We start from the raw sequence: 18525 nt of genomic DNA, 5'->3' as shown, positions 1-18525 counted from the left end.
AAAATTGTAAATTGACAATAAAAAGTTGGTTGATTTATAAATTCACAAAACCCCGTTCTGAGGAAGAACGGGGTTTAAATATAATTGTATAATCACCTAAGGAGGATACGAAAAAAAATAACCTGGGTAGAAAATTCACTAACCAGGTTACTAAGTTACGACTGAGTTGTATGAGTCAAATCAAAACATGCTCCTAAGAATCTTGTCACATCGAAATCTTTCATGAAGAAGGAATAATAATAGAAAACCGTGTTCCTTTTCCTTTTTCGCTTTTTATTTCGATATCTCCGTTTAATTCTTTAATAATACCGTATGAAATCATAGTGCCTAGTCCAGTTCCCTTTTCTTTTGTAGAATAAAACGGCATAGCGATTCGCTTGATTTCCTCAGACGACATTCCAATTCCCGAATCAATAATATCAATTACAATATTATTCTTTACCTTTTTCACATTGATTCTTAGTATCCCTCCATTAGTCATTGCTTCAATTCCATTTTTTGCAATGTTAATTAAACACCGTTTTATATTAACGACGTTGGCATTTATATAAAGAGAACAAATAATATCGCTTTCAACTTTAACATTATGAAGTCTTGCCATCGGTAAAATAGCATCTATTACTTGATGGACAATTGGTCTAATATCTAATATTTCTTTCACAACAACTTGTGGTTTTATAAGGGATAAATAATCGTTAATAACATTTTGCGCTTTTTCTAACTCCATGAGCATGACTTGAATATACTCAGGCTTGTGTGTTTCGGAGATCTCGTTTTTACTAAACATCTGCATAAATCCATATACCGAAGTCAGCGGGTTTCTTATTTCATGAGCTATAGATGCAGCTAATTCACTAGTCACAATAAATTTTTCTGCACGGTGAATTTTTTCTTTCATCTTAAACCTTTCGATCATTCCTTCAATTAAGTAAAGAGATAACAAAACTGTAAGAATATTGATTACTATATAATTGGTTAAAAAGTGAATAAAATCAGGTTGAACTTTAGCGCTTGATCGTATTTGACTCATTATAGCGAAGATGGAAAAGGAAATAGTGCAAATAGAAAGAAGTAATGTGCTGAACAATATTTTTCTTTTTTTGAAATAATCAGCAAGAAAATATTGTAATGCCATAGTTATAGAAGTAATCATAAAATATATAATAACTGCAGGGAAAAATCCGTTTCCGCCTAAGTAAAAACGGTAAGAAAGAAATACAATGGTGATGAAAATAAAACTCCTGAAACTACCATAGAGAACGGCTAAAAGGATTGGGATAAGCCGTAAATCATAAATGTATCCGGAATTAAACTTAAAGGGGAACGTCATACAAAGAATGATCGCAATAGATGCAAGAAAGGAAATTAATACATCATTACGTGCTTCTTTTCCATCTTTATCTAACCAAAATATTTGGTAGAAAAATATACAAAGGATAATAATAAATGCATTTATTAATAGTGTCGGTATCCCCATGCTCAGCGCCCCTAAATTGAGTGATAAGTATCTGAAAGGTATTAAAGTAAAAAATGTTAAGATAATTATAAACACATTTTTATCAAAAAAAAGCAGGAAGTTAAAAATAGAGTAAAAAAAATTCCGATACAGCGCACTCTCTTCTCATTCCTAAAAGACTACTACTGCTCGGAATCGATTGTTTAACCCCTATCTCCAATCGTTTCAATTTTTTCTTTATATAATAGGATTTACTTTTACCAGATTCCAGAAAGAGTCATCGAATCATTTGTGTGAATCCACATACATCGACAGGATTCTGGCCTCAAGATTGTTAAACAAACGTTTGATTAAATATGATGTAATCCATATAAAATTAAGGATTTTTCCTTAAAACACGAAGAAAAATGTCGATTATTTCATGAGGATTTCTATATGTTTTTTTATATTTGTCAATAAATACAATTAACCTCAGATTTTCGACGGTTTTTCTGCATTTTCCTTCCTAAACAAACGTTTGATTAAAACAGCTACAATCTCGTTTAAATAAAAGAGTTCAAGCTCTCCCAACTGAAGAAAGATGTCGGAAAAAAGAACCCCACTTAGGGGCTGTTGACTATGGAAAGCTTTAAATGCAAATTGGTAGAGTGATATCTACTATTGTACCCTTGTTGATTTCACTTGTGATGTTGATACTGCCTTGATGATCTTTAATAATTTTGTTACTAACAAGTAAACCTAATCCTGTTCCCTTCTCTTTTGTGGTGTAAAAAGGTTCCCCAAGTCTGGCCAGCAGCTCCTTTGAAATGCCACAGCCGTTATCAGAAAAGCGAATAAGGACTTGGTTGGCACTTAGAAGTTGTGTTTGAATACAGATTTCGCCATTCGCTGAGGTGGCATCCAGGGAATTCTTCATGATATTAATAAATACTTGTTTTAATCGATTTTCTTCACAGTTGACCGTAACAGGTGTGTTTTCTAATTTCTCCATAATTTTAATATGTTTTAAATTAGCTTCAGATTTTAGCGACTGTACAACAGCTTCAATGATACTGTGCAAGAGAATCGGTTTCACATGGAGATTTTGCGGCTTAGCCAAAACAAGCAGCTCACCCACGATAAAGTTGATTCGATCTAGCTCAGACAACATAACATCAAAGAAGGCGGAATTATCTGAAATGTCAGGTTTTAAAAATTGAATAAAGCCCTTTAATGTGGTAAGAGGATTCCTTATTTCGTGCGCTATACTTGCAGCCAATTCTCCGATGACTGACAGCTTTTCTGTTCTCCGGAGAAGGTCTTCGTTTTGTTTTCTCTCAGTAATATCACGTGTAACGTTGAAAAAGTATTGACATTCGCCATCAGTACTGAAAAAAGGTATTCCTCTTGATTCTAAATAGATCCAGGTTTCATTTTCGAGGTTGTATCGATATACACATATAATGGGGGTTTCCGTTTGAAGCATGTATGAAAATCGTTCACAGACAAGAGAAGCATCGTCAGGATGGATTTTTTCAAAGTGAATTCTATCAGTGCCTAATTTTTTCATATGTGAAGGAGAGCTGTACGATACATCTCCATACTTATCAATCACAGAAATAAAGTCTGCTGTATTTTCAGCAATGAACCTGTATTGTGCTTCGCTCTTCCGCAAAGCTTCTTCTGATAGTTTTCGTTCTGTGATATTACGTGAGACTACCAGATAGCTCTCTATCTCGGAGGTCTCAGATAAGATAGGTACACAACGCGACTCCAAATACACCCACGATCCATTTTTATGTTTTATTCTGAGCTCAATTTGAACATTTTTTTTATGGGGAGAGATTGATTGACGTAGATTTACTATTTTCTTTACATCATCAGGGTGAGTAAAAGCAAAAGTACCTGCCTGAAGATATTCATATTGGGTATATCCCAAGTGAAGCTCTACAGAAGGAGATACAAATATTTTTTTCATGTTTAAATCATATGTGCTTATGATATCGTTCGTATTTTCTACTAATACCCGGTATTTTGCCTCACTTTCAAGCAATGCTTCTTCAGCCTTTTTACGGTCTGTAATATCTCTGGCAATAACAGAAGTGCCAACGATATTCTCTACTCCATCTCGTATAGGGGAAGCTGTTAGACATACTTGAACAATTGTACCATCTTTTCGTTTTCGTACGGTTTCATATCCCGAAATTTTCTCTCCAGAGAATTTAATCTGATGAAAAATTTCTCTCGTCTCGTTTATTATATTTTCAGGTACCAGGCAGTTGGGGTCATTTATCAGGTCCTGGTAGGTCCAGCCATAAAATTTTTCAAAGGCACTATTTACGAGGAGTATGTTTCCCTGCATGTCTCTAATAGAAATAGCGTCAATCGTTGTTTCGACAAGAGACTGAAGCAGTTCTTTCATGTAGATATCCTCTTTACTTAGACTTGTTCGAAGTTTATCTTTATCCATATGAGTTATACCTGCCTTAAATAAAGATTATGATTAGTATATATATTCAACCTTTCTTGTAAAACTCCTTGGAATGTGTAATAAAAAATTTACTCTGGAACCCCTCGATCTTAATCCATATTTCACCTTTTCCTGTGACAATAAAGTAGTCGTACAAATTCCCGCTTTTCACCCATTTCCTCTTCGAAAAATCACTTTTTTTCGGGCTTTTTTTCATGCATTTTTTCAAGTTTTTTTACGCAATGTTTTTTTCTTACTTTTGTTGAGTAATCGGTAATGTTTACTATGCTTAAGAGAAATTTATTGGTTGGTTACAATCTAATCCAAATCACATAAACAACAAAAATTTATCGTAAAACGATAAATTTTTGTTGACTAGGATGATATTCAGGGTTATTATATTGTTAGCTAGCTAAGGAGGGTTCTTTTTATGAGACAGAAAGAATTATCAATATGGTTGAAATTGATAATTGTTATTTGTGGATTATTTGGTCTGTTGTTCTGTATTTATTTTGGCCCTGAAACTGGACGGAACATTCTACTGAACTCAAAAAATTTGAAGACACTTTATAATCCCTTTATTACATTCATTTGGATTACAGGGATCCCATTTTTTATTGCTTTAGTTTTAGGGTGGCAGATTTGTTCGGATATTAGCTTTGACCAATCTTTTACAGTTAAAAACGCGGATAGATTGAAAATAGTAAGTGTATTATCAATGATTGAAGGTGTTTTATACGTTGGCGCATTAATTTATCTTTTCGTAGTCGGAAGGTATCATACAAACGTTTTAATTGTTCTTTTATTGATTCTATTTTTCTCAGTCGTTATTTCCGTATTTACATTTATGCTTTCTTATTTAGTTAGGAAAGCTAGTGAAATAAAGCAAGATAACGATCTAACAATTTGAGGTGTTGAATGATGACTATCATAGTAAACCTCGATGTAATGCTGGCTAAAAGAAAAATGAGCGTTACAGAATTATCCGAAAACCTAGGAATTACAATGGCAAACGTATCAATATTAAAAAATGGAAAAGCAAAAGCGATTAAATTTCCAACTTTAGAAAAGATCTGTGAAGTTCTAGATTGTCAACCAGGTGACATTCTGGAGTATAAAAAAAACTAATCTTAATTATATGAATAGAGGAGAATGCATAATGAAGAAAAAATACCTATTAGCTTCTACACCAATATTTTTAGGAGTTGTTTGTCTAATTATCTATAGCATGATCGGTTCAAAAGTGGCTCCAGACGGTACTTTAGAAGAACCTTTCTTCTTAATTCCATTAAGTTATCTATTTGTTTTTGTTGGTATTATTTCAGTATTGTTTGTGGCTACCATTTCGATGTTTAAAAAAGTCAAACATAATTGATCAAACTGACCTACCCCATTAATTTTATAAATTCTATTTGTTTATAAAATAAAAACCGTAAGGAGAAATAAATCCATTCTCTTTACGGTTCTTTTTTTATTGGAGCATTCCTGTAATAAAGAAATTTAAGTAAAGCACTCTTGGTTTGAACAAAATATCTGAAGGCTGCTCTCGACTAAGATTATTTGTTTTTATTACTCTTTCTAGCCATAAGATCAGAATTCCATCCCATTACCGCTTTAAACCTTATCTGAGTAGAGAGCTGACCCAAGGAATAATAAAAAATATTCCAGAAGGTTACACTATCATGGTAACAAAGTTGCTTTCTAGGAGAATATACATGAAAAACCAAACCCTAAGCTTGCTTCAAATGTCATTGATCCTGATTGGCAGCACCGGACTTGTTAACCATGTTATTATCATCCCTATGGTTTTAGACGTTTCTGCCCGTGATTCCTGGATTGCCATTTTGTTCTCATGCGTTTCTTATCTATTCTTGTTACCGATTCTTTATTTCATCCAAAAACGTATGCATGGAGAACAGCTGTTTCTTTGGATTAAGAGGAACTTCGGGATTTTTGTTGCCTATCCATTAGTGGCTATTATCCTCCTATACCTATTTTCCTTGAGTGTTGTCACGTTAAAGGAAACTTTAACCTTTTTATCGTTTTATCTCCCGAAGACACCTAAACTATTTCTAGGTGCTGCATTTTCTATTATCTGTTTTTATAATGCAAAGCATGGTATTCAATCCATTGGGTTAACAGCGGGTATCCTTCTGCCGATCGTTATTATTTTAGGTTTTTTTGTCATGACTGCGAATTTTCCGAATAAAGACTTCTCTTTTTTAAAACCATATATGGAGTATGGCACCTCACCTGTTATTAAAGGTATGATCTATCCAATATCAGGATTTGTCGAGTTTGGCTTTATCTTATTTATTCATCATCACTTAAAGACAAAATTAAAATTCTCTACTTTGATTTGGATTGGAATCATTTTTTTAGTACTTACAATTGGACCAACCATCGGGGCTATCATAGAGTTTGGACCGTTCGTAGCTGCTAAGCAACGATACCCAGCCTTTGAGGAATGGAGACTTGTTTCAATCGGTCGTTATATTGAACATCTTGACTTTTTATCTGTTTATCAGTGGTTCGTTGGAGCTTTCATCCGTATGTCTCTTCTTTCTTTTTTAATCCCAGATCTTCTTCAAGTTACAAACAAGAAGGTAAAATATGGATTACAGCTCTTTATTTTCGGAGGGATTATTTTGCTATCCATTTTGTCCATTAACGATACCGCTTTTTATTTATTTTTATCCCGCTTATTTTTACCGGGCACGGTTGTATTCATGCTCTTTCTTTTTGTACTTTTGGCCTTCCTCTCCATGTTTGCGAATAAAAAGAAAGGAGTTAAAACGAATGAGGCGCAATAATCGAGCTGATCAAGATATGATGAAGATCAAGTGGGATGAGGAAGTTTTAAAGGGCTGGTTTGAAGGGTCCAAAGATGTCCTCTTCCAAAGACAGCAAATCGGCAAAGGTGTACTTTCTTTTTCTATTTTATCTTTATATTGTCAAAGTCTCATTGATACAAAAGAATTGAGAAGCACGATATTGCCTCGTCTTCATTATGTATTGGAAAATGAATTTTCCGGTAATGCAAAGGAATTGGAGTCAAAAGTTGTTTTCCCTATCACTTCCATAAAGTCAGATTTATCACAGGAGGAGCTCGCCCAAAAAGTTTTTGAAGGTGAATTTCTCTTTTTTCTCCCTGAATTTAAGCTGGCTTATTCGATTAAATTAGCTAAACTGCCTGCAAGATCTGTAGAAGCGCCTAGCACGGAAGTGACTCTGAAAGGAGGAAGGGATGGCTTTGTTGAAGAACTGCAAACAAATATAGGGTTAATTCGTAAAAGATTGAAAACAAGCTCCCTTAATTATGAAGAATTTGTAATCGGAACTAGAAGTAAAACGAAGGTTGCTGTTCTTTATTTGAAGGATGTTATTTCGCAGGATGTTTTAGCACAAGTACGATCCCGACTAAATAAAATTAATGTCGATGCCGTCGTTTCGTCTGCTCAAATTGAAGAGCTGGTTGCCGACCGAACTTTTACCATTTTTCCTTTAATGGAATACACCGGACGACCTGATTATGCTGTAAATTGCTTACTCTATGGTCGCTTCCTTCTATTAGTAGAAGGTTCACCGACTGCATCCGTTGGACCAGTCACCCTTGTGTTTTTCGTAAATAACGCAGAGGACCAGTATGCTACGGCTCCTTTTGGAAGCTTCGGAAGGGTCCTCCGGATTTTCAGCTTACTTATAGCCGTTTTTCTTCCAGGATTTTGGATTTCTTTAGCCGCCTTTCATCCTGATCAAATTCCCTATACATTGTTGGCAACACTTTCCTTGTCAAGAGAGGGAGTTCCGTTTCCTACTGCTTTAGAGGGCTTCATGATGATTTTTTTATTTGAGTTACTGAGAGAGGCTGGACTTAGGATTCCAACTACTGTTGGTCAAACGTTATCAGTTGTAGGCGGGTTAATTATTGGCCAAGCTGCCATCAGCGCTGGATTTGCCTCCCCAGGTATTGTCGTGATGATGGCTATTTCTGTCGTTTCAACCTTTACTTTGATCAATCAGTCACTTACTGGAACGTTAAGTATCCTCCGATTTTTTGTCTATATACTCTCATCCTTACTTGGAGTTGTAGGGCTTATCTTTGCTGTCTTTGTCATTTTTATTCATCTCGTGAATTTACGCTCTTTTGGGGTTCCGTTTATGGCCCCCTATTCTCCACTTGTCCCATCCAGTGTTTTACCTGCAACATTCCGAGTTCGTTTTAAAAAGATGAAAAGACGGCCGAAAGAGCTTCATACAAACGATAGCACGAAAAAAAAGGATGAGTAAAAAGGATGAGTAAAATTCTAATTCGAAAAAAGCTGCTTATTGTATTTGCTTCTGTTTTTTTGTTAACCGGATGTTGGGATACTCGAGAAGTGGAGCATGTATGGTACATAAATGCCTTAGGGATTGACTTTCAAGACAATCAATACGTGCTCTACCCTCAATTTATCAATTTTTCAACTTTTGCAAAACTAGAAACTACACTTCGTACACCACAGCCAATTTTTATTGGAAAAGGAAGCGGGGAGCTTTTAGATCATTCAGCGTTCGATTTTTATAAAACGGCCCAACAACAAGTGTCTTGGGAGCATATTAAAACCATCGTATTTTCTGAAAATGTACTGAAAAATGGAGATATCCGACAAATTGATGAATTCTTAGCGCGTTTCTTTCAGTTTAGAAATACAATGTGGGTGTTTGGAACAAAGGAGCCGATTCAGAATGTATTGGCAACCGGGACCATCCTAAATCTCTCACCCCTTTATACCGTAACGAATATCCCAAATGAAATGACAAAAAATTATTCCATTTTTAGTCCTTTGAAGTTTTTCAAATTTCGTGCCTATCTTTATGAGCCTGGGATGACTACTCAAATACCTTTCTTATCTATTACGAAAAAAAAATGGAAATCAAACAAAAAGGATTTTCCCCTGCTCAAGTATAGCGGGTCGGCTTTTGTAGCATCGAAACGCTATAAAGGGTACTTGTCAGAGAAGGACTTACCAGGCTTAAAATGGACGGACAAGTCTTTTAACCGAGTACCAATGCTATTAAAAAAAGATGGGAAGCCAGTTACGGAAGTTGTAATGAAAAAATCAAAAGTCCATACACAAGCTTCCATAAAAAACAATGAACCACATTTTAGGATGAAGCTGAACGTTGAAGGAGATATTTTTCAGGTTGTAAAATTTTTGCCTGTGAAAACTATAGAAAAAATAGCAGAACAAGCACTTAAAAAGGAAGTCGAAGGGACCTATACAAATGGGTTAAAAAAAGGAATTGATGTATATCAGCTTTCACAAACACTTTATCGTAATAATGTAGGAGCCTGGAAAAAAGTCGAAAAAAATGGCGCTATCCCTCTTTCGCCAACATCCTTAGATGTAGAGGTAAAAGTGAAAATTATGACGAGCGGTCAATGGAAGTCCACCAATTTGCAAAAACCCTTCTCTCGGGAACAATAATAACGCCAGAGTGAAGGCATTTCATTAACCAAAAAACGTGGCATAATCGGGGAGGAAAAAGATCATTGCTTCTTGAACAAGTAGCACAGTTATGCCGATGTCCGCATACTTAAGAAAAAGAAATCTGAGGTTGCCAGTGAATACGGATCAGTCGTGAAACGGTGGTGTACCTATACCTGAAGGAGGACTGAACAACTTTTGCTTCAGTTCTTCTATAAATTTAAAGGGATCATCTACTCGAATTGCTGCTTGTTCGTATTCTTTTTTTATCCCCATTGGCAGAGTCATTTCAACTGGATATCATAACTCTGTTTTTATACTTGATCTAACATTGCCAACAACTTTTTATAATTAGAAAGTGTATCTTTATCCTCAACTTTAAAGCCAGATTTAAAAAATGAAATATTTCCTGTTCCTTCATTAATTTGATTCTTTGCTTCGAGAATTCGCCTTAAGTTTTTGGCAGTACCAATACTTCCAGAAATAATGTCTACATCTTCAGCAAATAGCTTCCTTAAGCTATTTTTAAAATATGGGAAATGAGTGCATCCTAGAACTACGGTTCCGTACTGCTTTAAATCAAAGGAGGATAATTGATCTCTTAAATAGGGTACAACTCTCTCTTCACTGAATTCAAAATTCTCAGCAAACTGAACAAGACCAGGAAGTGGCAAGCTTTCAACAATATCGTGATGGTCATTACTTTTGACCAGGTTATGAAATTTTTCCTCTCTGAGAGTCAAATTAGTCGCCATTACTAAAACTTTTTTCCGTTTTCCTTCACATTTTTAAACAGCCGGTTTTACGGCTGGTTCAATACCTAAAATAGGGAAATCATACTTTTTGCGGAGGTCCTCCACAGCGATACTGGTTGCAGTATTGCAAGCAATGACTAGTGCTTTTACGCCTTGATTAGCTATAAAATCAGCAGCATTAAAAATATATTGTCTTACCTCTTCTTTTGGTTTTTCACCATATGGAACATGTAAGGTATCGGCATAAAAGATGTAATCCTCATTCGGAAGGAACCTCAATGCTTGATGAAGTACCGTTATTCCACCAATACCTGAGTCAAAAAATCCTATTCTCACTACTTTCACTCTTCTCCGTAATTAATTCTGTTCTATTTTATCACTCACGTCTTTCCCATACCATTAATAATGTTGAAATTAAGTGGATTTTCTGCAGTATCAAGACATTGGAAATGATTGACTTGCCCCTGAGATGTTGTTAAAATTATTGTTGGAATTTATGTGAAAACATTCACAAGTTTTAACTCTTATTTCTTCTAAAAAATACTGTCAAAAGGGGTTTCACGTTATGAAAAGAATCGTAACACTGAGCACTCGTAATCTGAAGGATACCGCAAAACACGGTGGATGTGGAGCATGCCAGACGTCTTGCCAGTCAGCTTGCAAAACTTCTTGCGGAATTGCAAATCAGAAGTGTGAAAACACAATAAACAGATAGGAAACAGGAAATGTGCCGCCCAACTGCTTTCTAGATGGGCGGCTATTTTTATGGACAAAAGGAGATTGATTATCAAGTATGATTCATCAATATAAACTAAACGGATACAACATCGTGCTCGATACCTACAGTGGATCGGTGCATGTTGTCGACGACCTCGCCTATGAAATCATCGCGCTTTATGAGAATACACCTACAGAAGAAATCGTGACAATGGTACTGGAAAAATACGCACATGATTCCGACATCTCCGAAGAGGACATTCGAGACACCATCGCGGATGTCGAGGAGCTAAAAACTGCTGGGCAGCTTTTTACTGAGGATGAATATAAGGATCTCTCAATTGATTTAAGAAATCGTCAGACTTTTGTAAAGGCCCTCTGCTTCAATGTCGCACATACCTGTAACCTGTCATGTGAATATTGCTTCGCCAGCCAGGGGAAATACAACGGAGACAGAGCAATCATGAGTTATGAGGTTGGCCAAAGAGCCATCGATTATCTATTAGAAAACTCCGGTCATCACCGAAACCTTGACGTTGACTTCTTCGGCGGAGAACCGCTCATGGCCTGGAAGGTTGTCAAGCAGATTGTCGCATACGCAAGAAGCAAAGAAAAAGAGTACAAAAAGACTTTTCGCTTCACCTTCACGACGAATGGGATGTTACTGGACGATGAAGTCACCGAGTTTTTAAACAAGGAAATGTACAATGTCGTATTAAGTCTTGATGGAAGAAAAGAGGTCCATGACCGACTTCGCAAAACGGTCACTGGAAAGGGCAGCTACGATTATATCGTTCCAAAATTCCAGGAATTCGTCGAAAAGCGTGGAGACAAAGAATACTACGTACGTGGGACATACACCCACAACAATGTCGATTTCACCAATGACATTTTCCACATCGCAGACCTTGGTTTCGACAAACTCTCGATGGAACCGGTCATCTGTGATCCACGAGAACCATATGCACTCACTGAGAAGGACCTCCCAGAGATTTACAACCAGTACGAGATTCTCGCCAAGGAAATGCTTAATCGCGAAGAAAAAGGCAATGGCTTTACCTTTTACCATTACATGCTTGACCTTTCAGAAGGACCTTGCATCCAAAAGAGAATTTCCGGATGCGGTTCAGGAACCGAATATCTCGCTGTTACACCATGGGGCGAGCTCTTCCCATGCCACCAGTTTGTAGGGGATGAAGAATACAGCTTGGGAAACATCTGGGATGGAATCACAAAACCTGAGATACAATGCCAATTTAAAGAGAGTAACTGCTACTCAAAACCGGAATGTCAGGATTGCTGGGCGAAACTTTACTGCAGTGGCGGCTGCCCTGCCAACGCGCTTCATGCAACTGGCTCTCTCAAGGGAACCTACGACTTCAGTTGTGACATCTTCCGAAAGAGAATCGAATGTTCCATGATGGTTAAGGTAGCTGAATCCATCAGAGCTATGGAACAAACCGTGACTGAATAAGGACAAAGATGCATAAGGTCTATGTTCAATACTCAACAAATTAAAGAAGTTCTTGTGACGCAGAAGTTACCTTCGCTCTTTATGACAATAATAAAGCCTAAACTAGAGAATAGAATTAAATATACCAAACAACCTCTTATTGTAGTTCAAATAAGAGGTTGTTTTATATTTTGGAAAAACAAAGGGATATAAAGGATTTCTATATCCTTTATCATTGACGTCCTCAAATGTAGAGAATGATCTATGTTCAATCTTTTATAAATATAATCCAAACCTCTTTAATTCAATGAAAATACTTTCTAATCGTTTCCCTTTTTCTGTTAATGTATATTCCACACGAGGGGGAACCTCCGGAAATACCTTTCTTTCCAATATCCCATGATCCTCCAGTTCCTTAAGGCGCAGCGAAAGTGTTTTTGGACTAATTCCATCCATTGATTTCAATAGCTCACTGAATCGCATTGTTCCTTCGATAAGCAGATCCCGAATAATTAAAAAGGTCCATTTAGTTCCTATCACGTCAAGCGTTTTAGCTATAGGGCAAATCTCACCTGGTGTTCCTTTTGTCAGTATGACGGGCTCCATAACACTCATCTGAAACATCCTTCCTAAAACATTTTTTAATTAATTTCCTTTATCATATCAAAAAAGTATACTTTCGGTAACTTTATGAATTATTTATCACTACTTCCCTAAATAAAGTTACTATATTTATAATATCAATAAACCTATTATTCCATCACATTCTTGAGGAATTGATCAGAATAAGTGAGAGAAATCCAACAATCAAAGGAGAGAGAAAAAAGATGAAAAATATTCTTATTATTAACGGACATCAAAGGTATAGTACAGCGGAAGGTAATTTAAACCAGACATTAATGGACAAGATGGTCAGCTTGTTAAGTGAAAAAAACAATATAAAAACAACCATTGTTCAAAACGGATATAAAATTGAGGAAGAACAGCAAAAGTTTTTATGGGCCGATATTGTCATTTACCAAACACCTGTCTATTGGTTCAGTGTTCCAGGCTTATTGAAAACGTATATGGATGAGGTTTATGCTTATGGTTTGTTTTTTAAGGGTGCTGATCAATATGGAAGCGGCGGATTACTGACCAAAAAGAAATATATGTTTTCGACTACCTGGAATGCTCCTGAAAAAGCATTTAATGATCCAACTCAATTTTTTGAAGGGAACAGCCTGGAAGATGCATTAAGCCATTTGCACCTCATGCAGAAATTCATCGGAATGAAACCTTTAAAGAGTTTCACTTGTTATGATGTAATAAAAAATCCGAAAGTTGGAAAATTTGTATTCGAACTTGAACTACATTTGAAAGAAGTATTGAACTTTTAATCTATAAAGGAAAATTACAAGGAGGTAAAAACATGTTACAAGATAAAAAAGTGGTAATTATCGGCGGAAGCTCGGGGATTGGTCTTGAAACAGCTAAACAAGTAATAGCCGAAGGAGCAAAAGTTATTATTGCCAGCCGTTCCGAAGGAAAATTACAGAATGCAATAGAGCAACTAGGCGATAAAGCTACGGCTTTTACGCTGGATACAACACAAGAACGGCAAGTTCAGTCTTTCTTTGAAAAAGTCGGCCAGTTCAACCATCTTGTGGTGAGCGCGGCTGAAACATCCGGCGGATCATTCCTCCAAACAGATACAGCCCAAGCCAGACAACTGTTTGAAAACAAATTTTGGGGCCAATACTACGCAGCTAAATACGGTGCACCGAAAATCTTACCACATGGTTCGATCACTTTATTCTCTGGGGTAGTAGCCTACAAATCGATGGTTGGTTCGTCAATTCTGGGTGCAGTCAATGCGGCCATTTCGAATCTAGGTCAGACCTTGGCTTTAGAACTTGCTCCGATTCGAGTGAACATCGTTTCACCCGGTATCATTGATACACCTTCCCGCAGCAAAATGCCAGAAAAAGATCGTAATCAGTTCTATGCAACGGTCGGAAACAAACTTCCTGTGAAACGAATAGGAAAGACTGAAGACGTTGCACAAAGCGTACTATACCTGATTCAAAACAGTTTCGTGACCGGAACCGTCCTTCATGTAGAAGGCGGTCACATTTTAGCTTAAGTAGAAAATTGTAGGTTAAACAAAGATTGTAAAGTGGCTTCACCTCGAAAGGTACTGTTAAGTGAAAATACGTCACCCAGCCGTTATTCCTTAAGGGAAATACGGCTGGTACTAAAGAAGAGATAGCGGTATGAGCTATAAAAATAGACCAAACACCCTATTATTGTATAAGGGTGTAATGAGTTATGTTTAATCTTACAATGTTTGACCATTATCAATTGTAAAAACTTGACCTGTGACAGATTCTTGAGTCAATTGAAAAAGAATAGCTTCCGCAATATCATCTGGCGTTGATATTCTTTTAAGTGGTAAGTTACCTGCAAGTTGATACATCTTTTCTTCATGACCTGACCACCACCTTGTATCAACTGCACCAGGAGCTATACTATTTACTCTGATATAAGGTGACAATGCCATAGCTAATGACTTTGTCATTGTGTGGATAGCTGATTTTGTGGCAACATACGGTATGGATGAACCTATTCCGGTCATTCCCGCTACACTGCCCATGTTAACAATTACACCCGCTTGTTGCTTCTTCATATATGGAACTACAGCTTTTACACAATGAAACATTCCTTTCACATTCACACTAAAAAGGGAATCCCACACTTCATCTGTTACGGCATCTAGGTCATTCATAGCAATTTGAGCTGTAATACTTGCATTGTTTACTAAACCATCCACCGTCCCTAGTGATGTAATCGTTTGGGATACCATATCATTCACTTCTTTTTCTATCGCTACATTTGCTTTATAAGCGATTGCTATGCCACCTAGTTGTGTTATCTCATTGACAACCTCGACAGCTTCTTTTTCCGATCGGTTATAATTAATAACCACCTTTGCACCTGCATTTGCTAATTTCAGAGCTGTTGCTTTTCCTATACCAGTACCACCGCCAGTTACAATGACTACTTTATCTATTAATTCCATTCTAAATCATCCTAACTTTGTTTGATTTATATGCTCAATTATACTTTTGAACACATAAAGGATATAATACTGAAAAATGAAGTAGGTATCATTTTAAATAATACCAATGGAGGAATATATTCTTGGAAAGTCATGATTTGTGGATTTTTAAACATGTTGCAGAGCTGCAGTCAGTATCAAAAGCTGCTGAAAAATTGGGCTACGTACAACCTAATGTCAGTCAGCGAATTAAGAGCTTGGAAGATGAACTAGGGGTTAAATTATTTATGCGTAACAATAGAGGGGTTACATTGACCGAAAAGGGGAACGTTTTATTAGAGTATACAAATCAAATCATGTTATTAATGGATGAAGCCAAGTCAGTCATTAGTCCTCAAAAATGGAGAGAATCATTAACAATAGGTGCATCCCAAACGATTTCTGCGGTTAGAATTCCTCAGCTGTTTTCTTCTGTTTTGAAGGAGCATAAAAATATGGATGTAAAGGTACGAACGAATGATAAACAAAGGTTACAAGAAATGCTTTCCTATGGAGAAATTGATGGTGTTTTTATAAATGGTGCGAATATTTCCTCACAGTTTGAAACCGTTTATCGTTATTTTGAGAAAATCGTACTCATTTCACCTAAACATAGTCAACTTGAAAAGCAACATAATCAAACGTTAATTGTTAATAGTGACATAAATTGTATCTACAGAAACAAAATGATAGACTTCGCTAACAAAAGTTATTTCCATGACCCTACTATTATGGAGTTTGATTCTCTAGAATCTATTCTGCAAGCGGTTCATGATGGACTTGGAATGACGATATTACCGGCAGATGTTGCTTATAATCGAAAAGAAATAAAAACGGTTCAATATCAAGAACTGTCTGACACAATCATGATAGATTTTATAATCAAACGTAGAAAACAGAAACCGCAAAGTCTAACAAAGTTTATTCGTTTTTTGCAGAGAACATAGTTCGGTAGTACTTGGAATAGTTTTTCCTTTCGATTTATGATTTTCGAGAATTAAACAAATTAATTCTAGACATTCCCTGTAAGATAGAGTAATATGAAGTTAAGTTCACGTGAAACAAACTTCACATTGCGCTATGTTAGGAGTGATTTCTTTGAAAAATAAATTTAGAGAGCTTTATTTATGCTCATTTGCAATGATTGCACTCGGTTTTTTTGAAATATTTTTCAATTACACTGAAACTAATACTACAGAAGGATCTTATTCTGGTATTTTATATTTATTTGTAGGAGCACTGCTTTTAGTCTTCGCTATAACTTCTCACGTTAAATTTAATACTAATCGCAAACAATTAGAAAGAGAGCTATCAAAAGAGTATGATGAACGCGATGATTTAATTGAAGGAAAAGCTGCTCACTTTACCATAAGCATTCTAATGATTGTGACGATCCTGATGATGTTTCTTTCAAAATGGATTACAATTCCAACAAATACTGCTTTAATGATTATTATAGTACTTACCCTAATTACTAGCACTTTAGCTAAAAAATATTATAATCATTTTCTTTAATTTGGTGAATTATATGAAAAATATAGTAAAAGAATTGCGGTTAAAACATGGAATTACACAACAAGAATTAGCGGATAGAGTATGTGTATCATCAAGAACAATCATCTCTTTAGAAAAACAACAATATAATCCATCTGTTTTACTAGCATATAAAATATCTTCAGTTTTTAACTTAACAATTGAAGAAACTTTTATTTTTGATGAAGATGACCGATAGTTAAATTTATTGAAGAAAATTTTAATCATAATATTACTAAATACGATAATAAATGGAGGTCAATATATAATGATTTTAAAACTATTGTTTATACTTTTTGGAGTAGTCTTAGTATTATGGGGTAGATATAGAATGAAAAAGGACGATGCGTTCGTCGGAAAAACCCAAAAAAGAAAAAACATTTTTAATCTTTTAATCATGGGGGAAGCCTCTGGACTAGGACAATTTTTAGGTGGAATCTTGTGTATAATTATAGGGATTATATCCTTTTTCATTAGATAATTTGTAAATAAAAGGAGCTAAGCTGTAGTTTACAGTTTAGCTCCTTTTTTACTTCTAAAAAAAATTTTCTGCCCTTTATTTTTCTATGTGAACTTAAGGGAAATACTGCGCTTATAAATATTATCTTCCTTTAAAGTGTAACGGAGGACTGAACCTAGAGTTTACTTTAACACCTTTTTTAAGAAGTCTAGCTTCTGTTTCACATTGTCTTCCGTGATAATATCTACACCGCTATCAATGTATCTTTTTATCTTTTCTCCCTTTGTAACCTTTAATGCAGCTTCAACGCTTAAATATCCCATATCATAAGGGTTTTGGGCTACTGTACCAATTAATGTTCCTTTTTCTATCAACTCAAGCATTTTGATTATTCCATCTGCTCCTGTAACAGGCATAGTAAGCCCTTGTTCCTGCAGAACCTTAATCACAGGAATAGCAAGATAATCAGTTGAAGTAATAACACCTTTAAGATCCGGATGCTGCAGTAAAATCGTTCCTATTACCTTTTTCACGTTTTGATCATACTCTTTATCATCAATTGATAGTATTAACGTTTCTGCTGCTATGTTGATCCCCGCTGCCTCTAGACTATCTTTAGCTCCCTTTATCCGTTCTCTTTCTACGGATGATTCTCTGCCGATAAGGGCCACTTTATCTCCAGGCTGAAGCATCGCACCCATCAATATCCCTGCTTTTCTCCCTAATTCTATGTTATTGGTACCAATATAAGCCGTTTTATTTTTCCAAGGTTCATCTGTATCTATCAGCAATACAGGAATGTTCCTTTTAACAAACTCTTCTAAATTAGGAATGATATCAGGGGAAATGGCCGGAGAGATCACTAATACATCGGGAGGTTCTTCAAGAACATTCTTTAACATCTTCATTTGTTCTTCGGCTGTTCCATTTCTCGGTGCCATTACCTTACCGTCTATCCCAAAATCTTTACATCCCTGCTCTATACCTGCTCGAATAATTTCCCAATACTGATTGTCTAACGTTCTCAAAACAAAGACGACTTTTGGCTTTTCATCGACAAAGTATTTAAAGCTAAAACCAACTAATATTGCAAAAATAATAAAAAAAGTAAGAAGAAATAGCTTGCTCCTTTTTAACATGCAACCCCTCCTT

The 18525-nt window shown here is 35.9% G+C and carries 19 protein-coding genes and 1 pseudogene; 14 read left to right on the top strand and 6 right to left on the bottom strand.

Annotated features, from left to right (window positions below; translation table 11 throughout):
- Positions 1-220: 220 nt before the first annotated feature.
- Together QNH20_RS01530 and QNH20_RS01525 are read right to left on the bottom strand one after the other, a co-directional pair.
- A complete protein-coding gene (locus QNH20_RS01530) occupies positions 221-1477 on the bottom strand; it encodes an ATP-binding protein (protein WP_283921192.1) in 1257 nt (418 codons plus the stop codon).
- 607 nt (positions 1478-2084) lie between these two features.
- A complete protein-coding gene (locus QNH20_RS01525; protein ID WP_283921191.1) occupies positions 2085-3905 on the bottom strand; it encodes a PAS domain-containing sensor histidine kinase in 1821 nt (606 codons plus the stop codon).
- 430 nt (positions 3906-4335) lie between these two features.
- On the opposite strand from QNH20_RS01525, the gene QNH20_RS01520 reads away from it, so the two are divergent.
- The 6 genes from QNH20_RS01520 to gerXC all read left to right on the top strand — a co-directional run bounded on the left by QNH20_RS01520 (position 4336) and on the right by gerXC (position 9376).
- On the top strand, positions 4336-4815 hold the full coding sequence (locus QNH20_RS01520) for a DUF2975 domain-containing protein (protein ID WP_283921190.1): 480 nt from the start codon (positions 4336-4338) through the stop codon (positions 4813-4815).
- A gap of 11 nt (positions 4816-4826) precedes the next feature.
- Positions 4827-5033 (top strand): helix-turn-helix domain-containing protein, encoded by a 207-nt coding sequence (locus tag QNH20_RS01515; protein WP_283923324.1) that lies wholly within the window; start codon positions 4827-4829, stop codon positions 5031-5033.
- 31 nt (positions 5034-5064) lie between these two features.
- The gene (locus QNH20_RS01510) at positions 5065-5280 is read left to right on the top strand and encodes a DUF3955 domain-containing protein (protein ID WP_283921189.1); all 216 of its coding nucleotides are present in this window, start codon (positions 5065-5067) and stop codon (positions 5278-5280) included.
- A gap of 340 nt (positions 5281-5620) precedes the next feature.
- On the top strand, positions 5621-6718 hold the full coding sequence (gene gerXB / locus QNH20_RS01505) for a spore germination protein GerXB (RefSeq protein ID WP_283921188.1): 1098 nt from the start codon (positions 5621-5623) through the stop codon (positions 6716-6718).
- Positions 6705-8195 carry a spore germination protein GerXA gene (gene gerXA, locus QNH20_RS01500; RefSeq protein WP_283921187.1) on the top strand — a complete coding sequence of 497 codons (1491 nt, stop codon included), beginning with the start codon at positions 6705-6707 and terminating at the stop codon, positions 8193-8195. The genes gerXB and gerXA overlap by 14 nt, the downstream gene beginning before the upstream one ends.
- Before the next feature lie 5 nt (positions 8196-8200).
- Positions 8201-9376, top strand: a complete 1176-nt coding sequence (gerXC, locus tag QNH20_RS01495; RefSeq protein ID WP_283921186.1) for a spore germination protein GerXC — start codon at positions 8201-8203, stop codon at positions 9374-9376.
- 314 nt (positions 9377-9690) lie between these two features.
- On the opposite strand, the pseudogene murI reads toward gerXC, so the two are convergent.
- Positions 9691-10467 (bottom strand): annotated as a pseudogene (murI, locus tag QNH20_RS01490) (glutamate racemase).
- A 229-nt stretch (positions 10468-10696) separates the two neighbouring features.
- Here murI and scfA point away from each other — a divergent pair.
- Both scfA and scfB read left to right on the top strand, forming a co-directional pair.
- Entirely contained in the window at positions 10697-10846 is a 150-nt protein-coding gene (gene scfA / locus QNH20_RS01485) for a six-cysteine ranthipeptide SCIFF (protein ID WP_248734889.1), read from the top strand.
- A 78-nt stretch (positions 10847-10924) separates the two neighbouring features.
- Positions 10925-12322 (top strand): thioether cross-link-forming SCIFF peptide maturase, encoded by a 1398-nt coding sequence (scfB, locus tag QNH20_RS01480; RefSeq protein ID WP_283921185.1) that lies wholly within the window; start codon positions 10925-10927, stop codon positions 12320-12322.
- A gap of 255 nt (positions 12323-12577) precedes the next feature.
- Here scfB and QNH20_RS01475 read toward each other — a convergent pair whose 3' ends face one another.
- Positions 12578-12916 (bottom strand): winged helix-turn-helix transcriptional regulator, encoded by a 339-nt coding sequence (locus tag QNH20_RS01475; protein ID WP_283921184.1) that lies wholly within the window; start codon positions 12914-12916, stop codon positions 12578-12580.
- A 212-nt stretch (positions 12917-13128) separates the two neighbouring features.
- Here QNH20_RS01475 and QNH20_RS01470 point away from each other — a divergent pair, with 212 nt between their 5' ends.
- The gene (locus QNH20_RS01470) at positions 13129-13680 is read left to right on the top strand and encodes an NAD(P)H-dependent oxidoreductase (protein WP_283921183.1); all 552 of its coding nucleotides are present in this window, start codon (positions 13129-13131) and stop codon (positions 13678-13680) included.
- Positions 13681-13712: 32 nt separating this feature from the next.
- Positions 13713-14426: an SDR family oxidoreductase gene (locus QNH20_RS01465; protein WP_283921182.1), complete on the top strand. Its 714-nt coding sequence runs from the start codon at positions 13713-13715 to the stop codon at positions 14424-14426.
- A 195-nt stretch (positions 14427-14621) separates the two neighbouring features.
- On the opposite strand, the gene QNH20_RS01460 is transcribed toward QNH20_RS01465, so the two are convergent.
- Positions 14622-15362 carry an SDR family NAD(P)-dependent oxidoreductase gene (locus QNH20_RS01460; RefSeq protein WP_283921181.1) on the bottom strand — a complete coding sequence of 247 codons (741 nt, stop codon included), beginning with the start codon at positions 15360-15362 and terminating at the stop codon, positions 14622-14624.
- Positions 15363-15484: 122 nt separating this feature from the next.
- Between QNH20_RS01460 and QNH20_RS01455 the strand changes: the two genes are divergently transcribed.
- The 4 genes from QNH20_RS01455 to QNH20_RS01440 all read left to right on the top strand — a co-directional run bounded on the left by QNH20_RS01455 (position 15485) and on the right by QNH20_RS01440 (position 17394).
- Positions 15485-16327: a LysR family transcriptional regulator gene (locus QNH20_RS01455; protein WP_283921180.1), complete on the top strand. Its 843-nt coding sequence runs from the start codon at positions 15485-15487 to the stop codon at positions 16325-16327.
- Between the two features lie 151 nt (positions 16328-16478).
- Complete coding sequence (locus QNH20_RS01450) at positions 16479-16895, top strand: DUF2178 domain-containing protein (protein ID WP_283921179.1); 417 nt, start codon at positions 16479-16481, stop codon at positions 16893-16895.
- A gap of 13 nt (positions 16896-16908) precedes the next feature.
- Positions 16909-17112: a helix-turn-helix transcriptional regulator gene (locus tag QNH20_RS01445; RefSeq protein ID WP_283921178.1), complete on the top strand. Its 204-nt coding sequence runs from the start codon at positions 16909-16911 to the stop codon at positions 17110-17112.
- A gap of 69 nt (positions 17113-17181) precedes the next feature.
- Entirely contained in the window at positions 17182-17394 is a 213-nt protein-coding gene (locus QNH20_RS01440; protein ID WP_283921177.1) for a hypothetical protein, read from the top strand.
- A gap of 161 nt (positions 17395-17555) precedes the next feature.
- On the opposite strand, the gene QNH20_RS01435 is transcribed toward QNH20_RS01440, so the two are convergent.
- Positions 17556-18512, bottom strand: a complete 957-nt coding sequence (locus QNH20_RS01435; RefSeq protein ID WP_283921176.1) for a sugar ABC transporter substrate-binding protein — start codon at positions 18510-18512, stop codon at positions 17556-17558.
- Between the last annotated feature and the right edge of the window lie 13 nt (positions 18513-18525).

It is taken from the genome of Neobacillus sp. WH10 (assembly GCF_030123405.1).
In the GTDB taxonomy this organism is placed as follows: Bacteria; Bacillota; Bacilli; order Bacillales; family Cytobacillaceae; genus Neobacillus.
This window is presented reverse-complemented; position numbering and strand designations above follow the sequence as displayed.